Source organism: Conchiformibius steedae, from assembly GCF_014054725.1.
Classification (GTDB): domain Bacteria; phylum Pseudomonadota; class Gammaproteobacteria; order Burkholderiales; family Neisseriaceae; genus Conchiformibius; species Conchiformibius steedae.
In genome coordinates, this window is the sequence record NZ_CP059563.1 from 1,288,894 (window position 1) to 1,301,262 (window position 12,369).

The window sequence follows — 12,369 nt, forward strand, 5'->3', positions numbered from 1 at the left end:
CTTTTTACGCCTACTGCGTTGGCATTTTTATGCCGATATGTTCAATATCGGCATAAAAATCCGCCTCGTATTCACAAAAATTGGCAATCAAGTCATCAATCTTATAAATACAGGTTCTTATATATATATGGAATTCAGAATGGAATATCGTCGTCGATATCTTCCACTGGCGGGGGTGCAGATACGGCGGGGCGTTGTTGCGGCGCAGCGGGTGCGTCATACGATGCGGGTAGCGGCGGCGGGGCATAAGCTGTTGCGGCAGGCGCGGCGGCAGATGATGCACCATAAGACTGACCACCATCATACGGGGCGCTGCCACCACCGTTGTCGTTTTTACCGCCGAGCATTCTCATTTCGTTGCCGATAATGTCGTAAGCAGTGCGCTCAATGCCATCTTTGCCTGTGTATTTGCGGCTTTGGATTTTGCCTTCAATATACACCAAACTGCCTTTTTTCAAATACTGTCCGGCAACTTCGGCAGTACGGCGGTACAGGGTAATATTGTGCCATTCGGTTTTGCTGACCTTTTGTCCCGTTTGCTTATCGGTCCAGCTTTCATCGGTGGCAATGGAAAAATTGCACACCGCTTCGCCGTTGGGCATATAACGCACTTCAGGGTCGCGCCCCAAACGTCCAACCAATATCACTTTGTTTACAGACATAAAACTTATTCTCCTGATAAAATGGAACGCAGCGCGGTTTCATCTGAACCCTGCTGCAGAATTTTCACGAACACAGTTTGCCCGTCTTCGCTGAATGCCACGCTTTGCACACCCGCCAGCGTTTGAATATCGCGGGCGAGTGCGTCCAAATCACGGCGGCGCGTTTCCGGCACGGCTGCCACCATATTTCTAACGGGCAAAGGCGCAGGCGATGCCATTGCCAACACCAGCCACAACGCCGCCAGCGTGCAGCAAAAACCAAACGTACCACCGTAGCCATAAAGCGCATACATTTTACCGCCAATCAAACCGCCCGCAAACACGCCTACCGACTGCATGGTATTGTACACGCCCATTGCCGTGCCTTTTAAATCAGCGGGGGCGATTTTAGACACCAGCGAAGGCATGCTGGCTTCCAAAATATTAAAACCGATAAAGTACACAATCAGGCACAGCGCAATCGCCAGCACCGAACCCGTGGCAAACGCCAGTACCGCCTGCGCCGCCAACACCAGCACAATCCCACACACAAATACCGGTTTGAGTTTATTGCGGGTTTCGCCGATGATAATCGCGGGTACCATCAGCACCAAGCCGATTAAAGTGGCAGGCAGATACACTTTCCACAATTGTGCCTTGTCCCAGCCCAATTGCTGAAACGCCAAAGGCAGGGTGGTAAACATCGCCATCAGTCCCGCTTGCAGGGCAAAAATCCCGTAATTCAAACGCAGTAACTGACCATTTCCCAATACTTCGCCAATGCGCCCTGCTTGGGCTTGGGTGTCTTGGTGCAGGCGCGAGCGCAGCGGATTGGGGGTAAAAAACGCCACCACCGCCATGCTTGCCAAAGTTAATCCACCCATCAGCGCAAACAAACCGTTTACCCCAATTAAATTGCTTAATATAGGCGACAACACCAATCCCACCGAAAAGCTCAAACCGATGGTTAAACCCACCATAGACATGGCGCGGGTGCGGACTTCTTCGCGGGTTAAATCTGCCAGCAATGCCGTTACTACAGCACTGACTGCGCCTGCACCTTGTAAAGCACGCGCCGCAATCAGCATTGGCAGGCTTTCAGCGGCAGCGGCTAAAAAACACCCTGCGGCAAACACGGTTAAACCTGCATAAATCACGGGTTTGCGTCCCCATTTATCGGAAAGCATACCCAAGGGCAGTTGCAAAAAGGCTTGTGTGAGTCCGTACACACCCACCGCCAGCCCCGCCAAAGGCGCCCATTCGGCAGGCGAAGCCCCTGCGGGCATCAGGCTGTAGGCGTGCAGCGACAGCACGGGAAGAACCAAAAACATGCCCAACATACGCAAGGCATACACGGCAGCCAGCGAAGTGCTGGCGCGCCATTCGGCGGGAAACATTTGGATTGCGGATTTTCGTGCCATCGAATCGTGCTCTAAAGCGGACGGAATGCGGATTATACGCGAAATTACGCCACCGTTTGCAGCGGCAGACAGATATTTTTATTAAGGCATGGGCGTGGTTTGGCGCAATAAAAAAGGCACGGTGGAAAACCTGTGCCTGTATGTTGCGAATGGACTGTGCGGGCTTATTCGTTGTCGTTATCGTCGGTAACGGCAGCGGTTTGGGCTGCACCGTAACCGCGCAAACCGTTTTGCATACGCACCCAGCAGGTGTATGCAGTCGCGGCAACGGCAAGCCATACCAGCAGTTGCGCCGCCCAATTTAAATTGCCTGCCACTGCATACCACACCGCCAGCACCGCCAACACCACCATGCGGTCGCCACGCGCCATCGGACCGTCTTCGCGGCGACCGTGAAAACCGTGTACCTTGCCCAGCAAGCCCACGCTTTCGCACACTGCACCCAACCAAATCAACACCCCCACAGGAAACGCACCCGCCAACCACGTCATCGGCAGCCACAATGCCGCGTCTGCCGCCAATGCACCCGCTTCCGCCCAATATGCGCCTTCAGCCGATTCCTGCATAAAATCCTGCGCCATCAGCCCGTCCAACACATCCAATGCCAAGCGCAACAACAACCACACGGGCAACAGCCAAAACAGCCACGCCGTTTGATGGAGCAGTGCCAGCAGCAACCCCACCACCAAAGAGCCACCCGCCGCCGCCCAAGTCAGCTGGTTGGCACTGATGCCCCGATTCACCAAAGCCTGTGCGGGTGCTTTCAGCCATTGGCGCAATTGTGGTTTCAAGTAGTGGCTGGTCAGTATCATGATTACCTCGTTGAGAAAGATGGTATGAATAATATCCCATCATAGCAAACCGCCACGCGAAAACCAAGCCGAATCCCGCATCAAACCTGCTTTTTTCGCCATTACGCCACGCCCACTGTCACGCTATTACCGCAAAGAATTTGGCAAATAACTTTTTGTGATTTGCCAACCCCTGTCGCAAGTTGCAAAATAAATCCTTTTGATTTGATTTTAGGAGAATCGGCATGGCGCAGACCGCACCCCCGCCCAAATCCGAAAAACGCCTTGACCGCCTGCTCAACGGCATTGAATGGTTAGGCAATCTGCTGCCACACCCCGTGGTATTGTTTCTGTTTTTTATCGGCGCATTGCTGCTGGCATCGGCGTTGGGTGCATATTTTGACATCAGCGCCATTGACCCACGCCCCGAAGGCGCAAAAGGTCGCGCCGCAGACGGCGTGATTCGCGTGGTTAATCTGCTCAACGGCGAAGGTTTGGCCAAAATGGTGGAAAATCTGGTAAAAAACTTTACTGGATTTGCGCCTTTGGGTTCTTCTTTGGTGGCATTGCTGGGCGTGGGGATTGCCGAACGTTCGGGTTTGATTGCCGCTGCCATGCGCGGAGTGGTGCTGAGTGCACCCCCGCGCATGATTACTTTTGCCGTGGTGTTTGCGGGCGTGATGTCCAATTTGGCGGCAGAACTGGGTTATGTGGTGATTATTCCCTTGGCAGGCATGATTTTTTATTCTTTAGGGAGACACCCTTTGGCGGGGATTGCCGCTGCATTTGCGGGCGTATCGGGCGGATACAGCGCCAACTTGCTGATTGGCACGCTTGACCCAATTTTGTCGGGCATTACCCAACAAGCCGCGCGACTGATTGCCCCCGATTACACTGTGGGCGTAGAAGCCAACTGGTACTTTATGAGTGTCAGCACCTTTATGATTGTGTTCTTGGGCTTTATCGTTACCGACAAAATCATTGAACCGCGTTTGGGCAAATACGATAAAAACGAAGGTGATGCCGCCCAAGAAGGCATCAATATTGAAAAACTCAACCCCGCCGAAAAACGCGGTTTACGCGCTGCTTTAATCACGGTGTTGGCGTTGGGTGTGCTGCTGTCCTTAACCGTGTTGCCCGAAAACGGCGTTTTGCGTAACCCCGAAACAGGTAAAATCGCCAATTCGCCCTTTATGCACGGGATTGTGGCGTTTATTTTCCTGTTTTTCTCGGCAGCGGGCATTGCCTACGGGCGCGTGGCAGGCACAATGAAAACCACCGATGAAATCATTGACGGCATGACCAATTCCATGCGTTCTATGGCATTGTATTTGGTGCTGATTTTCTTTGTATCGCAATTTATTGCTTATTTCAGTTGGAGCAATATTGGTCCTGTGTTAGCGGTAAAAGGTTCGGAATTTTTGAAAAGCATCGGGCTGACGGGCGGATTGCTGATGATTGGTTTTATTCTGATTTGCGCCTTTATTAACCTGATGATTGGTTCGGCTTCAGCACAATGGGCAGTAACTGCGCCGATTTTTGTTCCCATGCTGATGCTGGTGGGCTATTCCCCCGAAACCATTCAAGCAGCCTACCGTATCGGCGATTCGGTTACCAACATTATTACCCCGCTGATGAGCTTTTTCGGCTTGATTTTGGCGGTTGCCATCCGCTATAAACGCGACACGGGTGTTGGTACGATGGTGGCGATGATGCTGCCTTATTCGGTGGCGTTTTTAACGGGCTGGAGCTTGCTGTTTTATGTGTGGGTGTTTGTATTCGGTTTACCTGTCGGACCAGGTGCACCGATTTACTACACGCCGTAAATACTGTACATTTCTGTTGTGGTCTGCCCCAAATTTTGGCAGGCAGACCGCTTAAACCACTTTCCCCCAATCACTTTTTTTAAGGTTTCAACACACAGGGCAGCACATAAAGTACAACCCTATGTGTTGCCCTGATTCGGACGGGGTAACACCCCGCCCGAACAAACGCTTATTTTACCGCCTACCGCCGTAAACGGCGGGATTTCAAACCGAAACCGAAAAGGAACGATGATGAAAAAATCCCTGTTGGCAGCCAGCCTGCTCGCTCTTGCCCTGCCTGTTTCCGCAGCAGAATACACGCTGGACCCCCACCACACCCACGCCCATTTTTTTATTGACCACTTCGGTGCCAGCACCAATATGGGTTCGTTTAACCGCTTGAGCGGCGATTTGCAGTTTGACCCCGTCAAACGCAGCGGCAGCATTGATGTGCGCCTGCCCTTGGCAAACCTGCAAACAGGCTCTAAAGAATTTACCGCCCATTTGCAATCTGCTGATTTGTTCCACGCCGAAAAATATCCCGAAATGCGTTTTCAATCCACCCGTTTTCATTTTGCAGGACAACGCCCCAGCCAAATTGACGGCAAATTGACCATTTTGGGTAAAACCCACCCCGTGCGTTTGAAAGTAAACAAATTCAACTGCTACGACAGCCCGATTTTAAAAACCCAAGTTTGCGGCGCCGATTTAACCACCACCATTGACCGCACTCGTTGGGGCATGAACTATCTGGTGGACGCAGGCATCAGCAAAAACGTGCGTTTGCATATTCAAATTGAAGCAGGTAAAAAATAAACCTGTGTAAACCATTCCAATCCGTGCAGGGCGCAAGCCTTGCATGGTTTTTTGTCTTATCAGTAAGGAATCAGAATGAGTAAAATTGCTTTGGTTGTCGGCAGCTTGAGTCGTCAATCAATCAACCGCGTGGTGGCGCAACACCTCGCCGCGCAAGCCCCTGCAGGCGTGTCGGTGGTGGAAGTGGAAATCGGCGATTTGCCTTTGTACACACAGGATTTGGATAAAGAAACCGTGCCTGCTTACGAGCGTGTTCGCGCCCAATTGCGTGATGCCGCTGCGGTTTTGCTGGTTAGCCCCGAACACAACCGCAGCGTACCCGCAGCGCTTAAAAACCTGTTGGACATTGGCACGCGCCCACAGGGACAAAGCGTGTGGTCAGGCAAAAAAGTGGCGGTGGTAACGGCTTCACCGGGGGCGTACGGCGGCATCAATGCGGGTGTACATCTGCGCCAGATTTTGCAAGCCATGGGCGCAAACGTGCTGGTTGCCCCCGAAGTGTATTTGAGCCGTGCCAACGCACAATCGCCTGAAGACGAGCGCACCGCCGCGTTTTTAAACAAATTTGCCGCTGCGTTTTACGCATGGGCGCAGGAGTAAACTGATGAGTGTTGATAAAATCATTGCCCGTACCAAAGACGTGGGCGGAATTCCCGTTGCCCGTTTGCTGCCGCAATCCAAACGGCGTACTATCGGCGCATGGTGTTTTCTTGACCATGCTGGTCCTGCCGATTTTGCTGTAGATGAAGACGGTATGCAGGTGGGCGCACACCCGCACACCAATCTGCAAACTTTTACTTGGATGCTGGCAGGCGAAGTGTGGCATCAGGACAGCTTGGGCTACCGTCAGTTGATTCGTCCCAAGCAGGTAAATTTGATGACGGCAGGCACAGGCGACCATCACGGCATCAGCCACACCGAACAAACCCCCGAAGGCGTTAAAGCCCTGCACGCCGTGCAATTGTGGATTGCCCTGCCGACTGCACAGGACATTCCCCCGTCTTTCCATCATTATCCCGAATTGCCCGAATGGTCGGAAAACGGCGTGGATTATATTTTGACCACCGGCAGTTATGGCGGACGTACTGCGCCCACTTTGCAATACAGCCCGCTGGTGGGCGTGGATATTCGCGTCAATCAGGCGCAAACGCTGGAAATCCCTGCCCGTGCGGCTTGGGAATACGGTTTGCTGGTGTTGGCGGGCAGCGTGCGTGGCGAAGACGGACAAAGTTACGGCGCGGACGAACTGGCAGCGTTTACCGATTGCGGCGATGCCGAGCGCACCATTCGCGTTCATGCCGAAGCAGGCACGCATTTGTTGCTGTTGGGTGGCGAACCGCTGCCGCAACCTGTGGTGATGTGGTGGAATTTTGTTGCCGACAGCCGCGAAGCCCTGCGCCGCGCCGTAGCCGATTGGAACAGCGGACACCCGCGTTTTGGCAATATTGATTTGTCGGGAACTGCATTGCAGCGTTTGCCTGCACCCGAAATGCCTTGATTTTTTAACTATGTTTCTGATTTAAAGGAAAAAATATGAAACTGTATTATGCCCCCGGTACTTGCGCTTTGGCGTGTTGGATTGCTTTGGAATGGGCGGGCGCGGATTACGAAGCCGTCCGTGCCGATTATGCGTCTGAAGAATACAAACGCATCAATCCCTTGGCAGCCGTTCCCGCGCTGGACATCGGCAGCGGACGCGCCATCAGCCAAGCTGCCGCCATTTTGCAATACATTGCCGACAAATACCCTGATGCCAACATCGGCAGCAGCGAAGGTTTGGAAAATGCTTTGTTGTTAAACGAAGTATTGCTGTTTCTCGCCAGCGATTTGCATCCTGCGTTTTGGCCGTTTTTCTTTCCGCAACGCTACACCACCGCCACAGACGAAGCCGCATTAACTGCTGCCAAAGAAGCCGCTTATCCGCGCATTGACCGTGCCATGCTGCATATTGAACAGCGTTTGCAAAAAGGCAACGGCTATTTGTACGACAACCGCCGCAGCATTGCCGATGCCTATGCCTTTGTGATGATGCGTTGGACAGAATACCTGCCCAAAACTTGGCGCGACTATCCGCATATTGCTGCGTTTATGGAACGCATGCAGGAAGATGCTGCCGTGCAGAAAGTGTTGGCGGAACAAGGACAATAAGGGAATCGGGCTGCGCTTGACGTGTAGTCTTTAATGTTGTCAAAACGGTTTTCAGGCAGGCTGAAAGCCGTTTTTTGTGTTTGCGTAAAGGTTTTTTTACATTTGGGCTGCTTCAAACGCAAAAATAGTGTACCATGCGCCCAGCTTTTGCGCGGGTTGTCGCACAACTTCTGCCCGCATCCGAACATCCGCGCCGCCCACCCGCCGCGTTGGTTTTTTCGGCTTTTCCTTTCCGTCCATCATTTTGTTTTTAAGGAATCAATATGCAAGTGTATTACGATAAAGACGCCGATTTGTCGCTGATTCAGGGCAAAACCGTTGCCATTATCGGCTACGGTTCGCAAGGTCATGCCCACGCCGCCAATCTGAAAGATTCGGGCGTAAACGTGATTGTGGGTCTGCGCCAAGGCGCGTCTTGGAACAAGGCGCAAGCTGCGGGTTTTGACGTACGCAGTGTGGCTGATGCCACCAAAGCGGCTGATGTGGTCATGATTTTGTTGCCCGATGAAACTGCGCCTGCCGTGTACAACGCCGAAATTCACGACAACCTGAAATCGGGTGCGGTGCTGGCGTTTGCTCACGGTTTTAATGTGCATTACAACCAAATCGTGCCGAAAAAAGACGTTGATGTGATTATGGTTGCGCCCAAAGGTCCGGGGCATACCGTACGCAGCGAGTTTTTGAAAGGCGGCGGCGTGCCGTCGCTGATTGCGGTTTACCAAGACCAAAGCGGTAAAGCCCGCGATGTGGCGCTGTCTTATGCGGCTGCCAACGGCGGCACCAAAGGCGGTGTGATTGAAACCAATTTCCGTGAAGAAACCGAAACCGACCTGTTCGGCGAACAAGCCGTATTGTGCGGCGGCGCGGTGGAATTGGTGAAATGCGGTTTTGAAACACTGGTAGAAGCGGGTTACGCGCCCGAAATGGCGTATTTTGAATGCCTGCACGAGCTGAAGCTGATTGTGGATTTGATGTATGAAGGCGGTATTGCCAACATGAACTACTCCATTTCCAACAATGCGGAATACGGCGAATACGTTACCGGTCCTGAAGTCATCACTCCCGCCACCAAAGAGGCGATGAAAAAAGCCCTGTACCGCATTCAAAGCGGCGAGTACGCCAAAATGTTCATCACTGAAGGCGCGACCAATTACGCCAGCATGACCGCCCGCCGCCGTTTGAACGCCGACCACCAAATTGAAAAAGTGGGCGCACAGCTGCGCGCAATGATGCCGTGGATTGCCAAAAACAAATTGGTGGACACCGACAAAAACTAATTTCTGTCATCAAACGCTTGCAATACGGTAAAAAACATCGGATTGCAGCGCACACGGGTTGTCCGACACACACGGGCAGCCCGTTTTTGCCTTTTGCGAGACCATTATGACTGCTTACCAAGCACCCGACCCGAAAGGATTTTTCGGCGAACACGGCGGCGTTTACGTTGCCGAAACCCTGATTCCCGCCTTGCGCGAACTGGCACAAGCCTATGCCGATGCCAAACAAGACCCTGAATTCTGGCAAACATTTCATCACGATTTGGCGCACTATGTCGGTCGTCCCAGCCCCGTTTACCATGCCGAACGCTTATCGGCGCATTTGGGTGGCGCACAAATTTGGCTCAAACGCGAAGATTTGAACCACACGGGCGCACACAAAGTCAATAACACCATCGGGCAGGCCTTGCTTGCCAAACGCATGGGCAAACGCCGTGTGATTGCCGAAACGGGCGCAGGTCAGCACGGCGTGGCAACGGCGACCGTGGCGGCGCGTTTCGGCATGGAATGCCATGTCTATATGGGCGCAGACGACATTCAACGCCAAGCCCCCAATGTGTTCCGCATGAAGCTGTTGGGCGCGAATGTGATTGGCGTGGACAGCGGCAGCCGCACTTTAAAAGACGCCATGAACGAAGCCATGCGCGAATGGGTGGCGCGGGTGGACGACACCTTTTACATTATCGGCACGGCGGCAGGTCCTGCGCCTTACCCCGAAATGGTGCGCGATTTTCAATGCGTCATCGGCAACGAAGCCAAAGAACAAATGCAGGCAGCCATCGGCAGACAGCCTGATGTGGCGGTGGCGTGTGTGGGCGGCGGCTCGAATGCCATCGGCTTGTTTTATCCCTATTTGGCGGAAAACGTGCGTTTAATCGGCGTGGAAGCAGGCGGACGCGGCGTGAGCACCCCCGACCATGCCGCACCGATTACATCGGGCGCACCCGTGGGCGTATTGCACGGCTTCCGCAGCTATCTGATGCAGGATACGCATGGTCAGGTATTGGGTACGCATTCGGTATCGGCAGGTTTGGATTATCCGGGCATCGGTCCGGAACACAGCCACCTACACGACATCCGCCGCGTGGAATATACTGCTGCCAACGACGATGCCGCTTTAGAAGCCTTTGATTTATTGTGCCGTTACGAAGGCATTATTCCCGCTTTGGAAAGCTCGCACGCCTTGGCGTGGGCAGTGGAACACGCCCCGAAAATGGATAAAAACCAAGTGGTTTTGGTCAACCTGTCGGGGCGCGGCGATAAGGACATCAATACCGTTGCCAAATTAAAAGGCATTGATTTATAGTTGATTAAAATCGCAACGATACCGCGTTACCAACGCCCTGATGGACTACCCGTACACGGTGGGCGTTGTCGCCTTATAAAATCAAAACGGACACAGTAAACCTGTGTCCGTTTAATGATTCAGCCAAACCGTTTAGCGGGATTTTTTACCGCGCCGTTTTTTCTTGTTGGCAACCGTTTTGGGTGCAGCCGTTTGTTTGACGGCAGGGGCGGCTTCAGCAGCAGGGCTTTCGCCAGACGGCGTTTCGGCTGCTTCTTGAACCGAATCTTGCGTTTCTACAGCGGCTTGTGTGGCTTCCGCTTGCAAGTATTGATCCGCCAATTCGCGCATCACTTCGCCAAACGGGGCAGGATTGCCGCTAAACAGGGTTTGCAGGCTGTCGTTTTCAATAATGTGCTGGCGCAGGTTCAAACGTTCTTCGTGGTTTTCAATCAGGCGCAGGGCGCATTCCACATATTCGTCCGCGCTTTGTGTTACCAGCCATTCGGGTAAGCCCAAACGGGCAAACAAGCCTTGGTCAATGTGTTCGTGTACTTCGTTGCCGGTTTTGCACACGCCCACCAAACCCAAGGTTACCATATCGATAATGCCGTTGGTGTTGCCAAAGGGGAAGGGATTGAGCATCAGGTCGCAGCCGCGCAAAATGCTTAAATAATGCATATAGGGCAGATGCGGATAAGCGGTGGCGTTGCTGCCCAAGTAGCTGCGGATAAAACGCACCACATAGGGGTGGGTAATGCCGTTGGATTGTCCCAAGGCAAAGTGGAAATGTACTTTTACTTTGGCACGGTCGCGGATGGCACGGCAGGCTTCTAAAAAGTACGGGTTTAATTTCATGGTGGTGGCAGCCACGCCGATGTGTACGGTAGTTGGACCGCCGTTCAGGTGAAACTCCACTTCTTCAGGGGCATCGGCAGAAGGCACATAGGGCAGGGCATCTTTCGGCAGGCGCAGCAGGGTTTCGCTGAAGCAGGTTTCGCTGCCGACATAGTCGTCTTCCACCACCACATAATCAATAAATTCGGAATGGGTGGTGGCGGGGTGTCCGAGGGCAACGGCTTGTACGGGGGCAAGACGGGTGTTGGACAGGAAGATGGTGAGCAAATCCATGCCGATGCTGGGCATATACAGCACGGCGGGGGGATTTTCTTCGCAAATCATGCGGATGTGCTGCATTCTTTCTAAAATGCTGTCGCCCTGTGCGGTATAAAACTCGTCAAATACGGCGCGTCCCGCTTCATCTACACGCTCGCTGCCGATGCCGATAATATGGAAATGTTCACGCGCGGCGCGGATGGAAGTGGAATGGGTGCGGTAAATGGAATGGGAAGAGTTGAAATGTTCCAAAACTACCAACATCACGGGTTTGCCGTTGCGGGTGACGGGCGCAGCAGCCGTGTCGCGGTCTTGCCAACCCAATGCCAGCAGATGACGGCGGATTACCTGATTTAAGGCTTTTTTAACGGCGTGTTTGTTTTCGTCAATATCGTAGCTGCAGTGCATATACACGTCGTGGGCAATGCCGGAGGGCAGGCCGTTCAGGTTTTCCAGCTGTGCCAGCTTTTCGGGCAGCCATTGCAAAATGGCGTGGCGTTTGCCAAACGCGGCAGGTGTGCCGAGAAAACGCGGCGACTGTAAGGCAAAACACAGCGAAATGCAGATGGCGGGGTCCAGTTGCCACAACGCGTCCAAACTTATCTGTACATTGGATTCGGGCAGGTACAGAATGGCAAATTTAATCAGGGCATAACGGTTGTTTTCTAATTGGATGTCCAGCGGGTGCTGGGGTTCGGGATTGCGGTTGTAGGTTTGCAGGATGTGGTCTGCATTGATATAGGGCGATGAGGCGAAAATCATGCCCAACCAGCGTTGCAGGGTAAGAAAACGCACACAGCCGCTGTCGGAAATGGTGAGTGTGGGGTCGGTAAACAGGCGGGTAACGGCATCTGCCATTTGGGTGCAGAAGCTGATGTGGTAGTCGTTGCCTAAATTGGGGTTGTTTAATTGGTCGGGAACGGTAAATTCTATGTCGTGAATATGCCCGAATTGGCTGTCAAGACGGGTAAGGATGGACAGTAATTCGGCGCAGGCGTTTTCGTGGTCGCCTTGGGCGATGTACTGTTGCAAACGGGGCAGGCTGGGCTTGGGGGTGTCGGACATGGTT

11 protein-coding genes are annotated in these 12,369 nt (G+C 53.1%); 7 read left to right on the plus strand and 4 right to left on the minus strand.

Features of this window, described 5'->3' with window-relative positions; all coding sequences use genetic code 11:
- Nucleotides 1-134: 134 nt before the first annotated feature.
- The 3 genes from H3L98_RS06885 to H3L98_RS06895 form a co-directional block, all read right to left on the minus strand.
- Complete coding sequence (locus H3L98_RS06885; protein ID WP_027021356.1) at nt 135-662, minus strand: single-stranded DNA-binding protein; 528 nt, start codon at nt 660-662, stop codon at nt 135-137.
- 5 nt (nt 663-667) lie between these two features.
- Entirely contained in the window at nt 668-2,062 is a 1,395-nt protein-coding gene (locus tag H3L98_RS06890) for an MFS transporter (RefSeq protein ID WP_027021357.1), read from the minus strand.
- A gap of 164 nt (nt 2,063-2,226) precedes the next feature.
- Nucleotides 2,227-2,874 carry a CDP-alcohol phosphatidyltransferase family protein gene (locus H3L98_RS06895; RefSeq protein ID WP_246327797.1) on the minus strand — a complete coding sequence of 216 codons (648 nt, stop codon included), beginning with the start codon at nt 2,872-2,874 and terminating at the stop codon, nt 2,227-2,229.
- Nucleotides 2,875-3,098: 224 nt separating this feature from the next.
- Here H3L98_RS06895 and H3L98_RS06900 point away from each other — a divergent pair, with 224 nt between their 5' ends.
- The 7 genes from H3L98_RS06900 to trpB all read left to right on the plus strand — a co-directional run bounded on the left by H3L98_RS06900 (nt 3,099) and on the right by trpB (nt 10,205).
- Nucleotides 3,099-4,679, plus strand: a complete 1,581-nt coding sequence (locus tag H3L98_RS06900) for an AbgT family transporter (protein ID WP_027021358.1) — start codon at nt 3,099-3,101, stop codon at nt 4,677-4,679.
- Between the two features lie 231 nt (nt 4,680-4,910).
- Nucleotides 4,911-5,474 carry a YceI family protein gene (locus H3L98_RS06905; RefSeq protein WP_027021359.1) on the plus strand — a complete coding sequence of 188 codons (564 nt, stop codon included), beginning with the start codon at nt 4,911-4,913 and terminating at the stop codon, nt 5,472-5,474.
- A 75-nt stretch (nt 5,475-5,549) separates the two neighbouring features.
- Nucleotides 5,550-6,074 carry an NADPH-dependent FMN reductase gene (locus tag H3L98_RS06910; RefSeq protein WP_027021360.1) on the plus strand — a complete coding sequence of 175 codons (525 nt, stop codon included), beginning with the start codon at nt 5,550-5,552 and terminating at the stop codon, nt 6,072-6,074.
- Nucleotides 6,075-6,078: 4 nt separating this feature from the next.
- Nucleotides 6,079-6,972, plus strand: coding sequence for a pirin family protein (locus tag H3L98_RS06915; RefSeq protein ID WP_027021361.1), 894 nt, complete (start codon nt 6,079-6,081; stop codon nt 6,970-6,972).
- Nucleotides 6,973-7,007: 35 nt separating this feature from the next.
- The gene (locus H3L98_RS06920; RefSeq protein WP_027021362.1) at nt 7,008-7,622 is read left to right on the plus strand and encodes a glutathione S-transferase family protein; all 615 of its coding nucleotides are present in this window, start codon (nt 7,008-7,010) and stop codon (nt 7,620-7,622) included.
- 263 nt (nt 7,623-7,885) lie between these two features.
- Nucleotides 7,886-8,899, plus strand: coding sequence for a ketol-acid reductoisomerase (gene ilvC / locus H3L98_RS06925; RefSeq protein WP_027021363.1), 1,014 nt, complete (start codon nt 7,886-7,888; stop codon nt 8,897-8,899).
- A 106-nt stretch (nt 8,900-9,005) separates the two neighbouring features.
- The gene (gene trpB / locus H3L98_RS06930; protein WP_027021364.1) at nt 9,006-10,205 is read left to right on the plus strand and encodes a tryptophan synthase subunit beta; all 1,200 of its coding nucleotides are present in this window, start codon (nt 9,006-9,008) and stop codon (nt 10,203-10,205) included.
- Between the two features lie 132 nt (nt 10,206-10,337).
- Here the strand turns inward: trpB and H3L98_RS06935 are convergent, their stop codons facing one another.
- Complete coding sequence (locus H3L98_RS06935) at nt 10,338-12,365, minus strand: UDP-glucose:protein N-beta-glucosyltransferase (RefSeq protein WP_027021365.1); 2,028 nt, start codon at nt 12,363-12,365, stop codon at nt 10,338-10,340.
- Nucleotides 12,366-12,369 lie beyond the last annotated feature (4 nt).